The 20,164-nt window shown below is 36.7% G+C and carries 20 protein-coding genes, 1 pseudogene and 1 other annotated feature; of the genes and pseudogenes, 6 read left to right on the forward strand and 15 right to left on the reverse strand.

The window, feature by feature from the left end; genetic code table 11:
- Nucleotides 1–20 precede the first annotated feature (20 nt).
- Together BM012_RS07595 and BM012_RS07600 are read right to left on the reverse strand one after the other, a co-directional pair.
- Nucleotides 21–821 carry an NUDIX domain-containing protein gene (locus tag BM012_RS07595; protein WP_061805203.1) on the reverse strand — a complete coding sequence of 267 codons (801 nt, stop codon included), beginning with the start codon at nucleotides 819–821 and terminating at the stop codon, nucleotides 21–23.
- Nucleotides 822–1,120: 299 nt separating this feature from the next.
- The gene (locus BM012_RS07600; RefSeq protein ID WP_061805202.1) at nucleotides 1,121–1,339 is read right to left on the reverse strand and encodes a hypothetical protein; all 219 of its coding nucleotides are present in this window, start codon (nucleotides 1,337–1,339) and stop codon (nucleotides 1,121–1,123) included.
- A 296-nt stretch (nucleotides 1,340–1,635) separates the two neighbouring features.
- Between BM012_RS07600 and BM012_RS07605 the strand changes: the two genes are divergently transcribed.
- The gene (locus tag BM012_RS07605) at nucleotides 1,636–2,841 is read left to right on the forward strand and encodes an MFS transporter (protein ID WP_061805201.1); all 1,206 of its coding nucleotides are present in this window, start codon (nucleotides 1,636–1,638) and stop codon (nucleotides 2,839–2,841) included.
- Between the two features lie 165 nt (nucleotides 2,842–3,006).
- On the forward strand, nucleotides 3,007–3,492 hold the full coding sequence (locus tag BM012_RS07610) for a CBO0543 family protein (RefSeq protein ID WP_061805200.1): 486 nt from the start codon (nucleotides 3,007–3,009) through the stop codon (nucleotides 3,490–3,492).
- Nucleotides 3,493–3,529: 37 nt separating this feature from the next.
- Here BM012_RS07610 and BM012_RS07615 read toward each other — a convergent pair whose 3' ends face one another.
- The gene (locus tag BM012_RS07615) at nucleotides 3,530–4,870 is read right to left on the reverse strand and encodes an amino acid permease (protein WP_061805239.1); all 1,341 of its coding nucleotides are present in this window, start codon (nucleotides 4,868–4,870) and stop codon (nucleotides 3,530–3,532) included.
- 472 nt (nucleotides 4,871–5,342) lie between these two features.
- On the opposite strand from BM012_RS07615, the gene BM012_RS07620 reads away from it, so the two are divergent.
- Complete coding sequence (locus tag BM012_RS07620; RefSeq protein ID WP_061805199.1) at nucleotides 5,343–5,813, forward strand: hypothetical protein; 471 nt, start codon at nucleotides 5,343–5,345, stop codon at nucleotides 5,811–5,813.
- Nucleotides 5,814–5,963: 150 nt separating this feature from the next.
- Here the strand turns inward: BM012_RS07620 and BM012_RS07625 are convergent.
- From BM012_RS07625 to BM012_RS07645, 5 genes and pseudogenes are all read right to left on the reverse strand, one after another.
- A pseudogene (locus BM012_RS07625) lies at nucleotides 5,964–6,197 on the reverse strand (alpha/beta hydrolase); the annotation flags it as partial.
- Nucleotides 6,198–6,349: 152 nt separating this feature from the next.
- Nucleotides 6,350–7,078 (reverse strand): hypothetical protein, encoded by a 729-nt coding sequence (locus BM012_RS07630; protein WP_061805197.1) that lies wholly within the window; start codon nucleotides 7,076–7,078, stop codon nucleotides 6,350–6,352.
- Between the two features lie 97 nt (nucleotides 7,079–7,175).
- Entirely contained in the window at nucleotides 7,176–7,760 is a 585-nt protein-coding gene (locus BM012_RS07635; RefSeq protein ID WP_061805196.1) for a DJ-1/PfpI family protein, read from the reverse strand.
- A gap of 128 nt (nucleotides 7,761–7,888) precedes the next feature.
- Entirely contained in the window at nucleotides 7,889–9,139 is a 1,251-nt protein-coding gene (gene tyrS, locus BM012_RS07640) for a tyrosine--tRNA ligase (RefSeq protein ID WP_061805195.1), read from the reverse strand.
- 39 nt (nucleotides 9,140–9,178) lie between these two features.
- Nucleotides 9,179–9,399 (reverse strand) — a binding site (T-box leader).
- Between the two features lie 11 nt (nucleotides 9,400–9,410).
- Nucleotides 9,411–9,872, reverse strand: coding sequence for a MarR family transcriptional regulator (locus BM012_RS07645; RefSeq protein ID WP_061805238.1), 462 nt, complete (start codon nucleotides 9,870–9,872; stop codon nucleotides 9,411–9,413).
- A 217-nt stretch (nucleotides 9,873–10,089) separates the two neighbouring features.
- Between BM012_RS07645 and BM012_RS07650 the strand changes: the two genes are divergently transcribed.
- A complete protein-coding gene (locus tag BM012_RS07650; protein WP_061805194.1) occupies nucleotides 10,090–10,530 on the forward strand; it encodes an Hsp20/alpha crystallin family protein in 441 nt (146 codons plus the stop codon).
- Between the two features lie 156 nt (nucleotides 10,531–10,686).
- Here the strand turns inward: BM012_RS07650 and BM012_RS07655 are convergent, their stop codons facing one another.
- The 4 genes from BM012_RS07655 to BM012_RS07670 form a co-directional block, all read right to left on the reverse strand.
- Nucleotides 10,687–11,058, reverse strand: a complete 372-nt coding sequence (locus BM012_RS07655; protein WP_061805193.1) for a GIY-YIG nuclease family protein — start codon at nucleotides 11,056–11,058, stop codon at nucleotides 10,687–10,689.
- Between the two features lie 57 nt (nucleotides 11,059–11,115).
- The gene (locus BM012_RS07660; protein WP_061805192.1) at nucleotides 11,116–12,240 is read right to left on the reverse strand and encodes an NAD(P)/FAD-dependent oxidoreductase; all 1,125 of its coding nucleotides are present in this window, start codon (nucleotides 12,238–12,240) and stop codon (nucleotides 11,116–11,118) included.
- 109 nt (nucleotides 12,241–12,349) lie between these two features.
- Nucleotides 12,350–12,604 (reverse strand): sigma-G-dependent sporulation-specific acid-soluble spore protein CsgA, encoded by a 255-nt coding sequence (locus BM012_RS07665; RefSeq protein WP_019395482.1) that lies wholly within the window; start codon nucleotides 12,602–12,604, stop codon nucleotides 12,350–12,352.
- A gap of 17 nt (nucleotides 12,605–12,621) precedes the next feature.
- The gene (locus BM012_RS07670; protein ID WP_061805191.1) at nucleotides 12,622–14,028 is read right to left on the reverse strand and encodes a Na+/H+ antiporter NhaC family protein; all 1,407 of its coding nucleotides are present in this window, start codon (nucleotides 14,026–14,028) and stop codon (nucleotides 12,622–12,624) included.
- A 96-nt stretch (nucleotides 14,029–14,124) separates the two neighbouring features.
- On the opposite strand from BM012_RS07670, the gene BM012_RS07675 reads away from it, so the two are divergent.
- Nucleotides 14,125–15,033, forward strand: a complete 909-nt coding sequence (locus tag BM012_RS07675; RefSeq protein ID WP_061805190.1) for a DMT family transporter — start codon at nucleotides 14,125–14,127, stop codon at nucleotides 15,031–15,033.
- Nucleotides 15,034–15,052: 19 nt separating this feature from the next.
- Here BM012_RS07675 and BM012_RS07680 read toward each other — a convergent pair whose 3' ends face one another.
- Nucleotides 15,053–15,799 (reverse strand): TraR/DksA C4-type zinc finger protein, encoded by a 747-nt coding sequence (locus BM012_RS07680; protein ID WP_061805189.1) that lies wholly within the window; start codon nucleotides 15,797–15,799, stop codon nucleotides 15,053–15,055.
- A gap of 178 nt (nucleotides 15,800–15,977) precedes the next feature.
- On the opposite strand from BM012_RS07680, the gene BM012_RS07685 reads away from it, so the two are divergent.
- Complete coding sequence (locus BM012_RS07685; RefSeq protein ID WP_061805188.1) at nucleotides 15,978–17,195, forward strand: CynX/NimT family MFS transporter; 1,218 nt, start codon at nucleotides 15,978–15,980, stop codon at nucleotides 17,193–17,195.
- Nucleotides 17,196–17,205: 10 nt separating this feature from the next.
- On the opposite strand, the gene BM012_RS07690 is transcribed toward BM012_RS07685, so the two are convergent.
- Together BM012_RS07690 and BM012_RS07695 are read right to left on the reverse strand one after the other, a co-directional pair.
- The gene (locus BM012_RS07690) at nucleotides 17,206–18,231 is read right to left on the reverse strand and encodes an acyltransferase (RefSeq protein WP_061805187.1); all 1,026 of its coding nucleotides are present in this window, start codon (nucleotides 18,229–18,231) and stop codon (nucleotides 17,206–17,208) included.
- Between the two features lie 112 nt (nucleotides 18,232–18,343).
- Complete coding sequence (locus BM012_RS07695; protein ID WP_061805186.1) at nucleotides 18,344–20,080, reverse strand: serine hydrolase; 1,737 nt, start codon at nucleotides 20,078–20,080, stop codon at nucleotides 18,344–18,346.
- Between the last annotated feature and the right edge of the window lie 84 nt (nucleotides 20,081–20,164).

Here is a 20,164-nt window from a genome sequence, read left to right on the forward strand (position 1 = left end):
ATTAGGAAAGAAACTCTTCCCTAATGATAAACAGACTGAACGATTTCAATACTATTGAAACGGTAAAGTTGTGACGGTCGAAATGAATTGCGTTTTGTTTTTTTCGGCTGACCTTTTTCATCCAATACTTTCTCAATAAACGGAAGTTTTGGTGCCTTTGTAAAAAAAACAGAATCTGTTGAAATACGAGGATCTTCTCCAACTGTTAACAGAACACGTTGCAGTTCAGATAGCGAAAATTCACTCGGTAGAAAATTTTTAGCAAGCGTTGTTTGAATCATATCTTTTTTTATAAAGGAAAGAGCATCTTCAATGATTTGTCGATGATCAAAAGCAAGATCAAGCTTGAATACTTCTTCCATTGTGAAGAGCTCTACTTCTGCTGCATCGTCACTTGCTTTTCGCTGTTCTACAAGCTCTTCAGGTACAACAGCATAAAAAGCATTTGAAATCATCCATCCCCGCGGATCTCGGCCAATGCGATCATACACTCCAAAATGCTGAATATGAAGACCGTCTATGTTTGTTTCTTCTTTGAGCTCTCTTTTTGCTGCTTCCAAAGCTGTTTCCTTATGATTCGCATCAACAAATCCTCCTGGAATTGCCCATTTTCCTCCTTCAACATTTGGATTTCCTTCTTTGTCCTTTTCAGCTCGTTTAATAAGCATAAGAGAAAGCTTCATAACCGGTGGTGCTTTTTCTTCTTTCTTATATGACTGGATGGTGAAAATGGCGATGTCTGACGTATAGCCATCAGGTGTAATATAGTCTGATGAACGATAATGATCTAACATCTCTTTTTCTGTCTTGTATTTCGCCACACGAATTCCCCTTTTTCTTCATTTTAGTAATTTGTATTTCTTAAATTACTATTTATATATACAGCATACGCTTATTCTTTTCTATTTGCAACTAGTTTTTCGGAAAACATGATAAATATACGACTTGTTTATGGTTGTTAATACCCCAAACTAGAGTTCCTTACTCTTCTTCTATTGCAAAGTTAATCAAAAAGTAAAGAAGGTTCGTTTATCCTTCATTCTTTTTACATCTTTTATATTTCATTTCAATGTTTATAATCTAAATTGACACTTGTCACCGTATCAAGCCCGTTAAGTTTTCATGCAAAAAGAGCGTCTAAATCTAGACGCTCCTCACGTTCTTTTCTTATCATAAACCTTCCAAAAAAGCAGTGAAAAAACAGAACAAGGCCTATAAAAAAGCCAGAAAATTGATCTACAAATACTTCTCCTGTTTTTACATACTTTAGAACAAACGTCCCTCCAAAAATAACCATCATACAAAGGGAAAGTTGAAACAAAGTTTTGTAAAGTGACATCCCCCCTTTGCTCATACCCCTATTTTATTACAAATAAGGATGTTTATAAAAATCTAACCCTAAAGTGGAACTTGACTTAGCGAAGGCTATCCTTTCTTCTAAGTCGGGGCTTTTATATTTATAGCCCTTCTCTGTCTGTGTGCTTTACATTACATATTTTCGCTCTTATTCTATTAAACTTAATGGTTATTTTAATTTCTTCCCTTGTATAATTCCTATGAATTCAGTATGATAAATAACTGGACTGCATTTTAGATATATTTTATTCTATTTTATAAAGAAAGGCTGAATAGGTTATGAATTCTTCACAAGCTCAAAAGCTTAGCGGAAAAAAAGAGCCTTTTCCAATTGCTCTTCTTTCCCTAACGTTAGGTGCTTTTGCCATTGGAATGACAGAGTTCGTTATTATGGGCATCCTTCCAAACGTTGCGGAAGACCTTCACGTTAGTATTTCAAAAGCAGGGCAGCTTATTACAGGCTACGCGTTAGGCGTTGCCATTGGGGCTCCTATCCTAACGATTTTCACACACAGGGTTCCTCAAAAAATGCTGCTTTGCTTACTCATGTTTTTATTTATTCTTGGAAATGCATTTGCTATCATTGCTCCAAATTATGAATTATTAATGGGCGCTAGACTTTTAACTGCATTATGTCACGGTACATTTTTTGGTGTTGGAGCTGTTATTGCTTCAAAGCTTGTTCAAGCACACAAACGTGCAAGTGCTGTTGCTACAATGATGGCAGGCTTAACGATTGCTAATATTGTCGGCGTGCCTGTTGGAACCTTCATTGGGCAACATTTAGGATGGAGAGCTTCATTTGGAGCAATTACAATAATGGGGCTTATCGCTTTTATTGGCATCATTATTTTTATTCCAAAACTTCGTCAAGAAGCGTCTTCAAACTTAACGAAACAGTTTAGCGCATTTAAACAGCCAAAGCTTCTTCTTTTCCTTCTGCTTAGTGCATTAGGATGTGGAAGTTTATTTACTGTTTTCACTTACATTACGCCGTTGCTTGTAGACGTCACTGGATTTCATGAACATAGCGTAACATGGATTCTTGTGCTGTACGGTTGTGGTGTTACGTTAGGAAACATCGTAGGAGGAAAACTGGCAGATTGGAAGCTTATGCCCTCTATCTTCGGAATATTTGCGACAATTTGTGTCCTTCTTTTAATATTCACTGTTACAGTAAAAAGCCCTGTGGCAGCAGTGATTACAATGTTCTTCTGGGGAGCGGCAGCGTTCGCTGTTATGCCTGGTGTTCAAGTTAAGATTATGAATCTTGCGCACGAAGCCCCTGCTCTTGCTTCAACATCTAACCATTCTGCAGCAAACTTAGGAAATGCATTTGGAGCTTTTCTTGGAGGAGTTGTTATTACTCATATGGGGCTCACCTCTCTTCCATGGATTGGAGCTACTTTCGTTGCAGTAGCGTTTATAATAGGATTTTCAATTTATGTCGTTGAAAGTAAAGGGCGAAGCCGTGTTCAAGCATAAAGAAAAAACCGTCTGTTTTTAAAAAGTCAGACGGTTTTTTTCTATTGTTCTTTTTCTCTGTATAATACGCCTAGTTCTCATCCACAATAAGCGACAGAAGCTAAGCCTCTTATTATCATAACGGCATTCCCTTATTATCAAGTATCGCAAAAGGTGGTTGAAAATATGAGCAAAACGTTTGAGAAAGGCTTTTTGAAATTTTTGTTCTTCTTTACATTGCTACTATGCCCTTTTTTATTAAAAAGAATGGGAATGAAAAACTTTTTGTTAACTTTCTTGCTGAATGGCTTTACAAATGGCATTATCGATAAGTTTATTGTTAACCGAAAATTGATCAAATATCCTGTTAGACTGCTAAAACGGGATTTCAGAATTCACGTCCTGTTTGATTTTCTCTTATACCCTGTAACGTCCATCCTTATAAACGAAACAACAAAGAAGGACGGCGTAATAATAACGGTTTATAAAACTCTATCTTTTGTCAGTGTCATTGTCCTAGTCGAAACGTGGGCTGAAAAATATACAAAGCTGATTCGATGGAGCAGGAAATGGAATTGGTATTATAGTTTCCTTAGCATGACGGTAAAATCATTGCTAAATAGGATGATTATCGGATCATTACGCAAAACAACAACAGAGAAAACAACCTAAAAAAAAGCGTGTGAAATAGATATTTCACACGCTTTTTTTATCCTGCTTTATGCTGCTCGTTTTCTTTAGCTAATGTGGAACGCTTATGAATTCCAAAAGCATAATAACTAAGCGTTACAATAATAAGAAAAACAATCCCGACAACTAGCGATACTCTCGTTTCATCGTTAAACCACATTCCAACAAGAACCATTAATAAAAAGGCAATTGTTAAGTAGTTTGTGAAAGGAGCAAAAGGCATTTTGAATGGATGTTTCTTCATTTCGTCTCCTTTAGCCTTTCTAAAACGGATTTGACTAATTAAAATCACAAACCAAGGCACCATACCTGGAAGAACACTTGCACTATATACGTACACAAAGATTTTAGGAGGTGCAACGTAATTTAATACAACGCCAATTGCTAAGCCGATAAGCACAGCTATCGTACCGTATAGTGGAACACCATTGCGAGAAACTTTTGTAAAAAACTTTGGTGCTTGTCCATTTAGACCTAATGTGTAGAGCATGCGCCCTGCACTGAAAATTCCGCTGTTACATCCTGACATCGCTGCTGTAATGACGACGAAGTTAATGATCCCTGCTGCTGCTGTAATACCCACTTTTGCAAATGTAGACACAAATGGACTGCCTAATGAGTTAAGCTCATTCCAAGGATACACAGTTACAATAACAAAAATAGCTCCAATGTAGAAGATTAAAATACGCCAGATAATACTTTGAATAGCACTTCTCAATGTTTTCTGTGGATTTTGTGCTTCTCCTGCTGTAATTCCAATAAGTTCTACTCCTTGATAAGCGGCAATTACAAGAGAAAGGGCAAAGAAAAATCCAGACCAACCTCCAGCAAAAAAGCCGCCATGCTCCCAAAGATTTGAAATTCCAATTGCATCTCCGCCATTTCCAAGTCCAAAGAAGATAAGGCCAATTCCTGCAATAATCATAAGCACAATTGTAACTATTTTAATCATCGCGAACCAAAATTCAAATTCCCCAAATGATTTAACAGACACTAAATTAGCTGCTCCAAGAATAGCCATAGCTACGATCCCTGGAATCCAAGCCGGCAAGTCTGGAAACCAAAACTTCATGTATGCTCCAACCGCAATAATTTCAGACATTCCAACAATAATCCACTGAAACCAGTTGCTCCATGCTGTCATATATCCTGCCAATGGATGAATATACTTATGACCAAATGTGGCAAAAGAACCTGTGCTTGGTTCAACGTAAAGCATTTCCCCCATTGCTCTCATAACAAAAAAGATAAAAATACCGCAAATCGCATATGCTAGGAGTACGGACGGGCCTGTCCACTGAATTGTGCTTGTTGATCCCATAAACAAACCAACACCGATTGTTCCTCCTAGAGCAATCATTTGAATATGACGCGACTTCAGTCCTCTTTGTAGCTCTTCTTTCTCCACTTTTGTTCCTCCTCTTTTCTCTGTAGTCTCCACGTGATGAAAGAGGGCTAAGCTTTTTCTGCTTGTACTAAAGCTGCCTTCCAAAATCATCTTTATATTTACTGGAATAGTTGAGAACATGCTTATTATTTATAAGTGCAATACTTTATTACTTATTCTATAATAATAAATTCCTCCTAAAAATACAATTGTTTTTTTCAGGAGAACAATATATCCTTTTTATAATAATAGAGAAATTAAAAAAGATTTTTATTTTTCAAATATTTCCTTATAAGAATATAATTAAATTTAAATATTCAGAAAACTAATAGATAACTCTTTCCCTTTTCTAACCTTTCCTCTCCTTTTGTATAACTTCCCTCTATAACGTTCATTCTAAGAAAACACGGATTTTTTTATAAAATTTTGCTGAAAGGAAAAGAGTATGGTTGGACTGATTGTTGCTATTATTGTATTTAACGTGATCGCCTTTAAAACAAATAGAACGTTAACAGCTCATCAAATTTTACATATTTGGATGTTTACCATCGCCTTTCAGCAACTATTTGATCTTATGATTGAATATAAATATCACGGTTATTGGTACTTTGATCGGGAAATTGACTGGCTAGGGCTTCTTCCTCATACGCTGTTGATTCCTCCTGTAAATATTATGTTTTTAAATTGGTATCCTGTTCATAAAACATTGATTCAAAAAGCAGCTTATATTGTCCTTTGGGTAATTTTCATTCTTCTCTATGAAGTAATAACAAAGTTACCTGAACCATGGGGGTATTTTCACTATGGCTGGTGGAGATTATGGCATGCTGCAATTCTTGATCCTTTCTTGCTACTAATTTTGCTTGGCTATTATAAACTAATATCTCGCTTAGAAGAACGTGCCATTCAAAAATAAATTTTACGCTATAACTGTTTTTTAACATATCAAACGAAGCGACAAATACGTGCACAGCTTATTAATTCCCATATTTATAACAGAGATGTTAGATAGTAAAAATCCTGACGTTCACTATAGAGCGTCAAGATATAAAAGAGGAAATTTTATTTATTTAAAAAGGGTATATTTTTTATTTTTCAATGTATCACGAATAAAGTGCCATGCGCTTTCAGCTTTTTCTAAACTTCCGCTATGTATAAAACCGTGTACTGTTCCTTTATATTTTTTATATGTCACCTCTATGCCAGCCTTTTGTAATTTTTCTGCATATAAATCTGCTTCCTTTGCAAGCGAGTCTTGCTCTGCTGTAATGATCAGCACAGAAGTCATTCTGTTAAGATCCTCCGCAAAAAGGGATTAAAGGAGCAAATTTAACGTTTCTTGTCATTTTGAAACATAGAAATCATTGAAAAGTTCTGCTACTTTAGGAGGGATCGCTTCCTCAAATTGTGGTTTTTATTGAAAAAGAAGGCTTTTAAAAAGCCTTCTTTTTTTTACTGCTTATGAACATAGTTAAATAAAAGGTAGGTCATAACAAGCAAGTTTTCATGATGCTGAAACTTTTCTTTCACGTCAAAATAGTACCGATTCTTCAAAAATTCACATTGGCCGCCTTCTGCTACCATTTCTCCCCCTTTTTTCACCTTTATATTTGATCCAATACTAGAAGAGTAGAATTCATAAAGAGAGCCGTTATAATGTAAACAAAACTTTTCTTTCAACTTGGCCGAATTTTTCAGTGAAAAATCAGTTTTAATCATTCCGATTTCCTTGCTATCTTGGATAATTTTCCATCCCCAATTCAGCTTCCATACTTTTTCAGTTTGGTCAATAAATCGGATTTCATCTCCATCCTCCCATTTTACAGCTAGGTTCATATACCATTGTCCGTCTCCTTCAAGAATATCCACAATTATTTTATGCCACCACTTCGCATAGTAACGGCGGTATTCTCCCCGCTTTGTTTCACCGAAGTAAAGCATTTTTCTTCCTTTTGAATGTCGCTCACCTATTCGGGTTGTCCAAAGCTTTTTTTCCGATTGTGCTGGTATGTACTTTTCATCAAGGCTGACTCTCCACTTTATAAAAATTAAAAGAAAAAACGCTCCAACTAAAAAGAAAGAGACTATCACAATATGCTCCCACTCAAATTCCCCCAAAATAATATAACGTAAAATAATGCCAAGCAGGGCAATAAAAAATAAAAAGAGCAATCTACCCAAAGTGTGGCCCACCTCCTTCTCTTATCATATACGAAAAAGGGAGAGAAAGGTTACCACTTTTACTATTTTTTTCTTAAAAATTGTTTACATAATAAGTTTATGAGAAACCCATTAAACCTCTTACTTTCTCAACGTTTTTTCTTGAAGTTAACTTTTCTAACATAAGAAAGGAAACATCAAAGCCTACCGATGGACTTGCGCATGTAATAATGTTTCCCTCCTCAATAAATGGCGCTTGAACTACCTCTGCTCCAAACTGCTGTAACTCCTGTTTTCTCGTATTTCCAGGGTAGCTGTATGTTGTTGCTTTTTTCCCTTTTAAAATCCCGCTTTTCCCAAGCGCTAAAGCGGCTATGCAAATAGCTCCGATTATTTTTTTCTGCTGATGAAACTGTTGAATAATATCCTGAAATTCTTTAGAAAACGCATCTTTAAAATACCCTGCTTGTTCAAATCCTCCACCAATAGCAAGGGCATCGAAATCTTCTACTTTTACGTCCTGTAAAAGCATTTCAGGCTTCACTCGAAAATTCCACGTACATTTTAGTTCTTCCCTCAGCCCTGCTGTCACAAGTTCTGTCTCACCGTTACCTTCTATTTCGTTCCATCCAAAAACATCTGTAAACACGCTCGCTTCAACAGCTTCAAATCCGTCTGCTAAAAGAAGCAACACTCTTTTCATTTTGACCTTCTCCTTTTCGCCCTATATATAATGCTTTCTTCTGTTGTTATCATAAGCTAATAGCGTAAAGATTATTTACAGAATGGCTATGTTCGCAAAAAAAAGAAAGAGAGGATTCCTCTCTTTCTTTAAGCTTTTACTCTTATTTTTGCAAATTTGCGTTTTCCAATTTGAATAACTAAACCATCAGAGATTACTAACTGCTCATCTTTGTGGACAACTTTCTCTCCATTTATTTTCACGCCGTTATTGTCAATCATTCTCCGAGCTTCGCTTCTAGAACCGAGTAAGTTAGCATGCATAATAAGATCAATAGGAGATGCTGTTTCTCCTGCATTCCATTCTATTTCAGCAACATTTGTTGGGATCGCTCCTTGTTGAAATACGGAAGCAAAGTGTTGGCCTGCTTTTTTAGCTGCTTCTTTATCATGGTACATGCTTACAATCGTTTCAGCGAGAAGCATTTTAGCTTTTTTCGGATGAAGCTCACCTGTTTCTAAATCCGCCTTTATTTTAGCTATTTCCTCTGGAGTGAACTTTGTCACAAGCTCAAAGTATTTAATCATCTGCTCATCCCTAATAGACATAGCTTTTCCATACATCTCCTCAGGAGTTTCGTCAATTCCAATGTAGTTATTTTTAGATTTCGACATTTTTTCAACGCCGTCAAGCCCTTCTAACAGAGGCATTAAAAGCGCAACTTGTTTTTCTTTTCCAAACTTCTCTTGAAAATGTCTACCCATTAAAATATTAAAATGTTGATCTGTTCCACCTAATTCAATATCACACTCTAACATCACGGAATCATATCCTTGCATCACAGGGTAGAAAAATTCATGTAAGGAAATTGGTTTCCCTAATGCAATACGTTCTTCAAAGTCATCTCTTTCTAATAATCTTGCTACTGTTATTTTACCAGCTAAGCCGATAACCTCTTCAAAATTTAGCTTTGAGAGCCATTTTGAATTGTAGTAAAGGTCTACTTTTGACATATCCATTACTTTTCCAAATTGCTCAAAGTATGTTTTAGCATTTCTCTTTACTTCTTCATCTGTAAGCTGTTTACGCGCTACTGATTTTCCTGTTGGATCCCCAATTTTCCCCGTGAAGTCCCCAATTAACAGCTGAATCTTATGTCCATTTTCCTGAAACTGACGCATTTTATTCAATACAACCGTGTGTCCGAGATGCACATCAGGAGCAGAAGGATCCAATCCTAGTTTAATTTTTAAGGGTTCATTGTTAAGAATAGACTTAGCGAGCTTCTGTTCTAATTCTTCTGCTGGAATGATTTCTTGCACACCTTGAGTGTACAACTTCATTTGTCTCTTTACTTCTTCTTTTTGTTCTCTTGTTAATTTCTCGATGAAATTTTCCATTTTTCTTCCTCCTTAAATATAAAAAAACCACGTCTCCTAAAAAGGGACGTGGTTGTTGTTGACACGCGGTACCACCCTTATTGAAGAATACAAGTATTCTTCCACTTCATGATTAACGGTTCTTCCGTTCTTTGCTTTTTTATCAGGCAAAGAAAGCTCAAGGACTGTATTTCGCATTATCTTTATATCGACTCACACCACCCGCCGACTCTCTGAAATAGGGAGATAACCGCTACTAGAGTTCCTCTCATTGCTTTTTAAATATGAACTTTTAAAATTTGTTCGCTCGAATTACTTTTCGAAGCAGATGTGACATATAGTCTTTCTCCTCCGAGTCTAAACTTGAGACAATCTCAACTTCACCTTGATGAAAATGAGGATAAAGCTCTTCGATCACTTTTTTTCCTTCATCTGTTAAAAAAACATATGTTTTGCGCCGATCTCTAACATCACTTTTACGGTAACAAAGCTCCTTACGCTCAAGCGTCTTCGTAATATTGCTGATTGTAGCTTTTGTTACGCCAGCTGACTCGGCTAATGCTTTTGTTTCTTCTCCTTCTCTTACCCATAAATCATAAAGAAGTGAAAAAGCAGTCCATGATAATCCATATTGAGAGAGCACTTCTCTCTCCATTTTATTCCGTAGTCCTTGTGCAACTCGATAAATGTTTGTCACAACAGCAATGGCTTTCAAATCAAGTGAGCCAACTTTGGCATTTGTTAAGACATCCATGATTTCTTTCTCTTCTTGCAAAAGCTTTCCTTCCTTATCAAATGAATAAATATGACTCACCTCATCGAATTTTCAAAATCGTTAGCTATGAAACGATTTTAACAAGAAAATATTTTTCTTGCAAGCTTAAAATAAATTATATTGTTTTTTTATTGCACGTACGTTTTGAAATCCGGATGCATACTCTGTAGTAAAAATACCTAGAGGAGGCATTAGAATGGACTCTAATGATAATAAGCTTTCAAAGCTATTTGAAAGTTCTCTTCAGAACGTTGTAAAATCGTTTGACTCTCTTTTTCAAGAATCTGCAGGGCAGCTTGGCCATTTATTGAATCAACAATCCTTTTATGTGGATGTTTATGAAACAGAGGATGAAGTGATTGTGGAAGCAGAAGTTCCTGGATTCCGCAAAGAACATATTGAGATTAAACTTATTGGAGATCATTTAAAAATCTCAGCAGAGTACAACCAAACTGTTGAAGATGTAAGTGAAGAATATGTTTCAATGAGGAGCTCTTCCATAAAAAAAACAGAACGACTTGTTGCTCTCCCATGCTCTGTTCAGGAAGAAAAAGCACGAGCGCTTTATCAAGACGGCATTTTAAAAGTCATTTTGCAAAAGGGCGAGCAAAAACAGCGAAAAATTGAGATTGAATAAAAAAACGACCTTACCTAAAGGTCGTTTCCTTATCTTACTCCTATTCTTCTGCAAGACTAGATGAACCTGACGCTTGACCATATTCATCTACCTTCTTATAAAAAAAAGCGAGTGCAAACCTTTCGATATGAAAGGTTTGCGCGCGCTTTTCTTCCCTTATTTATAAAACACTTTATCAATGTTATATTTTGCTTCTAGTTCATTAATTGCATATGTTTCATAAATTTCACGGTCAACAGGACGTTCTACAAAAGATACGGAAATTTTGTAGATTTCATCTCTGTAAGGTTTTAATGGTGATACGTTATCTTCAAGATGTCTTTTCACACGCTGTCTTAGCTTGCGCGCTTTTCCGACAAAAAGCACCTCATCTTCTTTATTATAGAAGAAAATCATCCCACCTTTATCACGTGGAATTTCGTGAAGATCAATAAAGCCGTTAATTGGGCGAATTTTTGGTTCTGCGTTTTCAGGCTGTTTTCTTCTTGTAATTGTTACATCTGGTGCTGGAATACTAATTTTAATCATCATTTCACGTCCTATTCTTCAGTAAAAATAAATCGTAACACACGAAACTATAAAAAGCTATGCTTTTATTGAAGTGAGAGCTTCCTCAACAGAATAATTATTATGATCAAGCTCTGTTTCTTCTCCAAGAACAAGTTTGGCAAGTTCACTCCCAAGATAAGGTCCCGACGTTAAACCCGATGCACCAAGTCCATTTGCTACAAATACATTCTTAATAGTTGGAACAGGGCCAAAAACAGGCAAGAACCCTGGTGTGAACGGTCGAAAACCTACTCTTGTTTCCACAATTTCACTATTTGAGATGCCTGGTGCAACAGAGATAGCTTTATCTAATACTTCGTGAAGTCCACCTGCTGTTACCCGGTAATCAAAGCCTGTATCGTTCTCATGCGTTGCTCCAATAACCATTTTCCCGTCTTCAAACGTTAAAATATATTGATCATTCGGTGGAATCACAACAGGCCAGTTCCCTGTATCTTCTTCCACGTGTAAATGGACAATTTGCGCTTTTTGGAACGTTACTAAAAATTCTAGCCCTAATGGTTTTAAAAGCTCATCTGCCCATGCTCCACCTGTAATAATGACTTCTCCACCATAAATGTCTTCATTGTTTATTTTTACTCCCGTAACTTCTCCCTCTTCTTCCAAAAGAGCGGCATTTCCTTCTAAGAGTGTTGCACCATGCTTTTTTGCTCCATTAAGAAGAGCTTCTCTAAGCGCCCGTCCATTTACACGGGCTGCTCCGCTTATATGTACAGAACTATATTCGTCACTTAAAAGAGGAAATCGCTTTTTTGTTTCTTCCTTGTTTAACCTTGTAATCTCGCCGATTTCAGGTGCCTCTTCTCGACGTTTGTATGCTCTCTTTTCCATTCCATCTAATTTCTTTTCATCATAATGAAGACTAATAGCTCCAACTCTTTTATAGCCTGTTTCATACTCTCCATCTTCTTCAAGATTAGAAATTAAACGATGATAGTATTTTGCTCCACCTTTAGCAAGTGCATACCACACTTTGTTACGACGCTGTGAAAGCCACGGACAAACAATACCTGCTGCAGCATCTGTTGCTCTCCCGCGATCTTTTCGATCAACCACAACAACCTCTGCTCCTTTTTTTGCTAAATGATAGGCTGTTGAAGCACCAAGAATTCCTGCTCCAACGACAATATATTTTTTCATTTTTACACCTTTTTCTTTTTATCTTCTCCTCTCTATTCTACAAATACACTCCGTTTTTTTCAAAGGAAGGAAAGAAAAAAAAACGAACGAAAAAATCGCTCGTTTCTTTTTAAATAAATAAAACTTCATAAATATCACTAAGCTGACGCGCGCGCTCTTTGTCTTGTTCTTGATTAGAGTAATCAATCGCTTCTGTTAAAATGGCATTCAAATAGTGACTTTCTTTTGTTGTTAAATCTTCTACAAATGCTTCTTCTGTTTCGTATTCATATGTTGAGAGACGTTCATAAATGGTTCTCCCTAGCACATCTCTGTCAACATGTGCCGCTAAAATTTCACGCAAATACTTTAATGATTGTTCCATATCTTCACTCCTTGTCTTCATATAAAGAAAATAGTTGCTGTATAAAGGACAGCTGCAATGACAGCCGCAATCAAAGCAGGCTTTAATTTATAGCGTGCGTAATCAACAACAGATAAATTCAAAATTTTAGCGATTGTGTTTGTATCATCGCTAAGCGGGGATGAAAAAGCCCCAAAAGATCCGCTCGCAAATACTGCTCCTATAATTAATGGAAGTGAAACGCCAGAAACAGAGGCAATGGAAACACCTAGAGGCATAAGAATTCCCCACGTTCCCCATGCTGAACCAATAAAATAAGAAACAGCTGCTCCAAATAAAAAAAGAAGCGGAGTTACAAACATTTGTGGAATCCAACCCGAGTGAGCTGTGATGAACTGAGAAAACCCCAAGTCTTCGGCAACAGAGGAAAGCCCCCATACAACTGAAAGGAGCAGCACGACTGACATTAAATCATTTCCTCCAGTAACAAAACTTGTAATAAGATCATTAATCTTAAAACGTTGAAAAAGAAAGAAAAAGGCTGAAAGCAAAATAGTTATAAGAAGAGATACAACCATTGCTTGAAGAACATCTGCTTTAATAAATGCTCCAAAAAAGCTATTAGCTTTCGTGTGACCACTCCACCATGTTAAAAAAAGCGTTAATAAAATAACAAGAATAAGAGGAACAAGAAGATTCCACGGTTTGGACGGTAAATCTTTTGAAACAGCAGGATGACACGTATGCCAGTCTTCTTCTTCTTCTGCTTCTGTTTCAACTTGTGTTGGAGCATTTGATTTTGAGTGGTGAAAAAAGCTTAAATAAATGCCAACCAAAATAATAACGAAAGCAAAAAAATTGTATGGAATGCTTTTAATAAACATCGTATACGGATCTTCCGTAATCTTTTGGTTTTGCAGTGAAATTTGGATGATTGAAACCATATACCCTACAAAAGCGGTTGCAACAGGAATCAATACAATAATGGGCGTTGCAGTTGTTTCAATAACAAATCCTAATTCTTTTGTCGTCATTTTCACCTTTTTTAAAAGGGCACGCATAATAGGCGCTATTGTGACAAATCGAAACGTTGGTGCACTAAATGTTCCAATTGTTGAAACATATGTGAGCAGCAGCGCTTTCTTTTTTGTATCAATCTTTTCAGCTGCTTTTTCTACAAACCCTTTAATTCCCCCTGATGTTTTAATCATGCCAATTAAACCAGAAAACGAATAAAGGAATACGATAATTTCAATATTATTTTTATCAATTAGTGCCTGTACAATATAATGAAGCATCGTCTCCATCCCTCCAATAAGTGAAGGGGTATGAAGATAGGAGCCAATTAATAAACCAACCAAAAGCCCTGGTAACACTTGTTTCGTCCACACAGCAATCGGAATGACAACTAAAAATGGGAGAATCGAAATCCAGCTACCTTCCATGTTTATCACCTATCTTAGAAAATGTCTCTTTTATCCCCATTGCAACAGCTCCTTTTGTCGATTACAATTTAGAAAAACGAATAAGGAGGGATTTTTATGAATAAAAAGCTCGCTTATCTTTATATTGTAGGGGGAGCTTCTCTTTGGGGAATTATTGGCGTCTTTGTTACAAAACTTTATGAACTTGGTTTTACTCCAGCTGAAGTTGTTGCTATTCGCACATTAATGGCGGCTATTTTTCTTCTTTGTTATACCTTTATACATAATAAGAAGATGTTAAAAATTCATATACGCGACAGCCGTTATTTTGTTGGAACAGGTATTGTTAGTATTGTCTTCTTTAATCTTTGTATGTTCACAGCTATTAAAGAAACGTCCGTTTCTATTTCAGCGATTCTTCTTTACACAGCTCCTGCCTTTGTGATGATTTTATCTTACCTTTTATTCAAGGAAGCGTTTACCCTTCAAAAAGTAATCGCACTCCTTATGACATTTTGCGGCTGCGCTTTTGTTGTAGGAATTTTTTCAAATGATACAACCATTTCACTTTATGGTTTACTTGCTGGGCTTGGCTCTGGTTTCTTTTATTCTCTTTACAGCATTTTTGGCAAATTTGCATTAAAAAAGTACGAATCAATCACTGTGACTGTTTATACCTTTGTATTTGCTGCAATCGCTATCATGCCGTTTAGCGGCCTGCTGTCTTCACCACAGCGCTTACTTCACATAGACGTTTTACTTTATGGAATAGGACTTGGTTTCTTCTCCACAATGCTTGCTTTTTTACTCTATACAAAGGGACTAAGCTACGTGGAATCAAGCAGAGCCTCAATTGTAGCTACGCTTGAACCTGTTGTAGCTGCTCTGGCAAGCTTTCTATTTTTTCATGAACGCCTTGATGTTTTTCAATATTTCGGCATTATTCTCGTTATTTCTTCCATTGTTATTGTTGGAACATCTTCCTCAACAAAACCGCTATTTAAAGCAAGAAGCCAAAACCTATAAGATTTTGGCTTTTTAGCCTTTAGTCTTCTGTATATGGATCTTTTTCGTATGGCTCTAAATCGCCAAACTCCGTCATAATACCTTCTTCATCCAACACGTTTTCATATTCCTCATGCTCTTTGTTTGGGAAGATCGTAATATTTTTCCCGTCGATATCAACCCCAACAAAGTTTTCGTAGTCTTCTACATATCCATAGTTCTCATCTGACTCAATATATGTGTTTTGATAATCTTCAGGAGGATCATAAAAATCTGCTGGAGATTCTGATGTACCATATGATGAAGCGTCTTGCCAAGAATCTTCCGCATCATATGCCACATTCTCAAATTTATCGTCTAAATCATACTGTCCAAACGGAGGCATTAATACATCCTCTTCAATCGGACGTCCATGTGACACAAACTGGTCAGGGGCATGCTCTACACAATATCTTGCTGTTGGTAACGCTTCTAATCGTTCAACTGGAATTTGCTCTTGGCATACTTCACAAATTCCATATGTTCCTTTTGAAATCGCTTCAAGCGCTCTTTCTACTCCTTCATACTCAGCTCTAAAGTTTTCATTTAGGGCAACGTCTTTCTCACGTTCGTACTCTTCTGTAGCAAGGTCACCTGGATGATTATCGTAAAGGGAAAGCTCTGCTGTTGAGTCTCTTAAGCTTCTCTGTAAATTAAAGTGATCATTGTCTTCAAAATGAACGGATAATTCTTTTTTGCGCTCTAAAAGCTGGTTTTTAAACTCTGAAAGCTGGCGCGATGTTAGCATTTTGACATCCTCCCTTTGTTGTTTTTCGCTCTTTATAAAATGAGGTTCTCATTTAGCGTTCCCTAAAAGAAGGAGGAAGATTACGTAGAAATAATTGGCGCTTTCTACTATACAGGTTGTGCTCATTGTGATAATCTGACGAAGGAATATGAAACACGTACAGAAAGAAGGATAAAAAATGGAGCACAGTACAAAAACACTTAGAAATTCAAATAGCACAGCAGCTGAGACAAAAGTGTTTCTTTTAATTGGCATTATCTTTATTGGTGCAAATTTACGTGCACCTCTCACATCTGTTGGTCCTTTGCTTTCTTCGATCAGAGAGCAGCTACATCTCTCAAGCACTGCAGGAGGAATGTTGACAACTGTTCCATTACTTGCTTTTGCGGCTCTTTCACCGTTTGCAGCAAAAGTGGCAAATAAAGTTGGGATGGGAGCTACTCTTTTTCTTTCCCTACTTCTTTTAACAATGGGAATCTTTATTCGTTCAACAAGTGGGGTAGGCCTTTTATTTATCGGCACTCTTTTCATTGGACTCGCTATTGCAGTGTGTAACGTTCTTTTGCCAAGTTTAATTAAACAAGACTTTGCTCATAATGTTGGTTTAATGACTGGAGTCTATGCGGTTTCAATGAACTTATGCGGAGCAATTGGTTCTGGAATAAGTCATCCTATCTCAGTGGCCACAAGCTTAGGATGGAAAGGAGCGCTTGGATGCTGGGGAATTTTATCGTTTATCGCGCTTTTGTTATGGCTGCCGCAACTTAAAAAACCAGGTTACCAAAGACAAGCCAAAACGCTTAAAAAGACGCCGTCACTCTCCCTTTGGAAATCAAAACTCGCTTGGCAAATCTCGCTTTACATGGGACTTCAATCTGTTTTATTTTATACGATCATTGCTTGGATGCCTGATATTTTGAAAGAACAAGGACTAACATCAGATGATGCGGGATGGACTCTTTCTTTTATGCAGCTCGCTATCATTCCTTTTACATTCCTTATTCCAATTATTGCAGGCAAGCTTAACAACCAGCGCGGCCTTGTCACCATTTCTGGAGTTCTTTTATGTATTGGAATCATTGGAATTTTATATGGACCTCTTTCTTTTATAAAACTTTTTATTATCTCATCAGGAATTGGAATAGGATCTGCTTTTAGTCTTGCGATGATGTTTTTTACTCTTCGCACAAGCAATGCCAAGGAGGCAGCTGAACTTTCCGGTATGGCTCAGTCGTTAGGCTATTTGTTAGCCGCACTTGGACCATTTTTGTTTGGGTTACTTCACGATGTAACACATGGATGGACAATTCCCCTTTTCCTTTTGCTATTCTTTTCGCTTCTTCTTTTTTTATGCGGAATGGGTGCAGGAAAAAATCGTGTTATCGAAAACAGCTGAAGGTCCTCCTTCAGCTGTTTTTTAAGTTTACAGCCTTTTTGGTTTTTTGGAGCCCAGCATAGGTCATATATGAGAATACAAAAATAAAGAGCGTATAAACAATATTCAATAACAAATGGCCTTCAAGACTTTCAATGCCAATCATCTTTAAGAGGAAATCTAAAATACGAATAAAAAAGACGTGAATAACGTAAATTCCTAAAGCATTTGCTCCTACTTTAGCAAGCAAGCTTCCTTTCCCATACTGGGGATATGAAAGAGCAAAAGAAAAAAGACAGAAAGTCAGAAAGAAAGTAGATAAGAAGTACTCTCCAAAAGGAGCGTGTAACACATAGCGAAGCACATATGCTTCTGTTGCTTGAAGCAGGATAAATAGAAAAAAGAACGTTCTATAAATGGAAGAGGAAATAGGTCTTGGCGCTGAAAGGCCTGGGTGAAGAGCAAAAAAACAGCCAAGGGTTGTATAAAACAAGCCAAAAAAAAGCGCGTCTCTTGTACTCACGGACACCTTATAAAAAAGCGCATAAGACTGACCGAAAAGTCCTGCTATATATAAAAAAAAGCTGATCGGTAAAAGCATATACAGTTTTTTTACTTTTACGAACATATAAACAATAAGAGTACTCCAAATAAGAGCAGTTAAAAACCAAAGCTGATAAGCACTTGTTCCTTCTCCATAGTAAAAAACATTTTTCAATGTCAGCTTTTCAAAATAAGAGGAAATTTCTTTGGTTACATTCTCTCCTTTTTCATATATGATAAAAAGATCGTAAAGAGCATAAAAAATGAACCAGCAAACGTAGATTTTTATAAGCTTAAAAATATACTTAAATGTGTATGTCCACGAATATTTTGTGGTCAGCATTTTTAAGCCAAACAGATATCCTGAAGCTGTAAAGAAAAAAGGAACAGCAAAACGAGCAAAGTTATCGAGAATAAATAGAACAACTTCGCCATCAATCGGAAATGTATGAATGATAACAACCGCTAATATAGCAAAAAACTTTATATAATCAATTGCTTCATTTCGCTCCATAACGCACCCCTTCTTTTTTCTTAGTATGAGCGAAACGAAACCATTCAAATCGTTTTTATCTTTACTATCTTTATAACGAGAAAAAAGAGCCCAAAATGAAGGCTCCTCTTATCTAACAATCCACTTTTTCCTTTTCTTTATTTACTTTTTCACCAACAAACTCCCCGTTTGGCTGAACGATCGTAATACGTTGAACTTCTTTTTGTTCATTTTCCGCAAACTGCACGCTAAATCCATCTAGTCCTTTAAAATAAAAAGCACCTTTTTTATATGGAACAAGCTCATAATCAGGTTGACCTTGTAGCGACAGAATTAACACACTCTCTTTCTTTAGAGAAACGGTTGCTAAAATCCCTTCTTGAAGCTTGTATTGACCAATATATCGTATAAGCTCTTCTTTATCTTGAAGACGTTCATCAGGAACTTTTTCAAATACAATATCTTTTGTTCCAGGTTCAAGTGCGAACGGACCTGAAAGCGACGCAATCTCTCCATATACATTTCCTTGAAAAGAGAGGAGAAGCGTATGATTGAATGCCTCAATTTTCATTTGAAAAACATCATAATGATAATGAGTTAACTCTGAGTGAAAAGAGTTTAATGCTGCTTCTAGTTTGCCATCCTGATAGGTGATTTTTATATTCCCATATCCTTTATGATGATACGTACCTTCATAATCTCTTAACAGATGTGATGGCTGAGTATTTGGTACTTTTCCCTTCTCCTCCTTTTCTCCAATGCCTGTCATTGTTGCTTTCAAATCTTTAAGCTTTTCTTGCAGTTCTTGACTCCACTTCTTTTCCTCTAGGTGAAGAAGACGATCATAAATATTGTAGACAATTGTATCAGGGAAAAATGTTGCATCTTTATTTGTTAATACAACTACTCCAATGTTTTCATACGGAAGAAATGACACAAGAGCTGTAAAACCGTCAATATTTCCGCCGTGATGAATATGATGATGCCCTCTGTACGGAGAAATAAACCACCCTCCTCCATAAGTAGAAATTGGCACTTCTTTTGTTGGGAACATGAGCTCACAAGACATATGAGGTGTATGAAGAGTTTTGATCTCTTGCTCTGAAATGATTCGTTTTCCCTCAAACTCTCCTTTTTGAAGATGAAGCTTCAACCAGTTCACCATTTCCTTTATATTTGAGTTAATAGATCCTGCTGGACCAATTTCATCGATGTTTCGGAAAGGGACTTTTGTTACTTTTCCGTCGATTTCTTTATATGGAAGAGAATAATCTTTGCTTTTTTTCATATCTTCAATTGAAAAATTACTTTTCTTCATATGCAGAGGAGTAAAAAGGCGTTTTTTGATTAACGCTTCATAAGAAGAAAGAGCAACTTCTCCTGCTAAGTAACCCGCTGTTAAATACATTAAGTTTTGATACTGCCATTCTGATCTAAAATCTACGTTTCCGTCTAAATACTGAATACGTTGAATCAGTTCTTCTCGTGATAAATCTGCCCCGTACCATACTAGTTCATGACGAGGTAAACCTGAGCGATGAACTAGTAAATCAAGCGGCGTTATACGTTCTGATGCTACAGGGTCTTTTAATTTAAAGGAAGGTAAATACGTACGAACAGGCTCGTCCCATGCAAGCTTTCCTTCATCAACAAGAAGTGCAAGGGCTGAGGCTGTGAATGCTTTTGTAGATGAACCGATCGCAAATAAGGTTTCTTCTGTGACAGGAAGGTTTTTCTCGATATCGCGCAACCCAAGTCCTTCTAAAAATATGACTTCTCCGTCTTTGACAATTGCAACAGCAGCTCCTGGTACTTCCCACGCTTTCATTTCTTCTTCTAGAAAGGCTCTAAAACCGCTAAGCTCGTTCATTTTTTCTCCTCCTTTTTTTTCTATAATATATACGAAAAAACAAGAAAAAAGTTCCATAAAAAAAACGCATACAACTAAAGTTAT

This window comes from Priestia endophytica DSM 13796, from assembly GCF_900115845.1.
Taxonomy (GTDB): Bacteria; Bacillota; Bacilli; order Bacillales; family Bacillaceae_H; genus Bacillus_I; species Bacillus_I endophytica.

Bases quoted from the DNA above. Each gene is read 5' to 3' on its own strand.
- BM012_RS07600 (WP_061805202.1), bottom strand. From the start codon at position 1,339: ATGTCACTTTACAAAACTTTGTTTCAACTTTCCCTTTGTATGATGGTT.
- BM012_RS07605 (WP_061805201.1), top strand. From the start codon at position 1,636: ATGAATTCTTCACAAGCTCAAAAGCTTAGCGGAAAAAAAGAGCCTTTT.
- BM012_RS07610 (WP_061805200.1), top strand. From the start codon at position 3,007: ATGAGCAAAACGTTTGAGAAAGGCTTTTTGAAATTTTTGTTCTTCTTT.
- BM012_RS07615 (WP_061805239.1), bottom strand. From the start codon at position 4,870: ATGATTGCTCTAGGAGGAACAATCGGTGTTGGTTTGTTTATGGGATCA.
- BM012_RS07620 (WP_061805199.1), top strand. From the start codon at position 5,343: ATGGTTGGACTGATTGTTGCTATTATTGTATTTAACGTGATCGCCTTT.
- BM012_RS07635 (WP_061805196.1), bottom strand. From the start codon at position 7,760: ATGAAAAGAGTGTTGCTTCTTTTAGCAGACGGATTTGAAGCTGTTGAA.
- tyrS (WP_061805195.1), bottom strand. From the start codon at position 9,139: ATGGAAAATTTCATCGAGAAATTAACAAGAGAACAAAAAGAAGAAGTA.
- BM012_RS07645 (WP_061805238.1), bottom strand. From the start codon at position 9,872: ATGGATGTCTTAACAAATGCCAAAGTTGGCTCACTTGATTTGAAAGCC.
- BM012_RS07650 (WP_061805194.1), top strand. From the start codon at position 10,090: ATGGACTCTAATGATAATAAGCTTTCAAAGCTATTTGAAAGTTCTCTT.
- BM012_RS07655 (WP_061805193.1), bottom strand. From the start codon at position 11,058: ATGATTAAAATTAGTATTCCAGCACCAGATGTAACAATTACAAGAAGA.
- BM012_RS07660 (WP_061805192.1), bottom strand. From the start codon at position 12,240: ATGAAAAAATATATTGTCGTTGGAGCAGGAATTCTTGGTGCTTCAACA.
- BM012_RS07665 (WP_019395482.1), bottom strand. From the start codon at position 12,604: ATGGAACAATCATTAAAGTATTTGCGTGAAATTTTAGCGGCACATGTT.
- BM012_RS07670 (WP_061805191.1), bottom strand. From the start codon at position 14,028: ATGGAAGGTAGCTGGATTTCGATTCTCCCATTTTTAGTTGTCATTCCG.
- BM012_RS07675 (WP_061805190.1), top strand. From the start codon at position 14,125: ATGAATAAAAAGCTCGCTTATCTTTATATTGTAGGGGGAGCTTCTCTT.
- BM012_RS07680 (WP_061805189.1), bottom strand. From the start codon at position 15,799: ATGCTAACATCGCGCCAGCTTTCAGAGTTTAAAAACCAGCTTTTAGAG.
- BM012_RS07685 (WP_061805188.1), top strand. From the start codon at position 15,978: ATGGAGCACAGTACAAAAACACTTAGAAATTCAAATAGCACAGCAGCT.
- BM012_RS07690 (WP_061805187.1), bottom strand. From the start codon at position 18,231: ATGGAGCGAAATGAAGCAATTGATTATATAAAGTTTTTTGCTATATTA.
- BM012_RS07695 (WP_061805186.1), bottom strand. From the start codon at position 20,080: ATGAACGAGCTTAGCGGTTTTAGAGCCTTTCTAGAAGAAGAAATGAAA.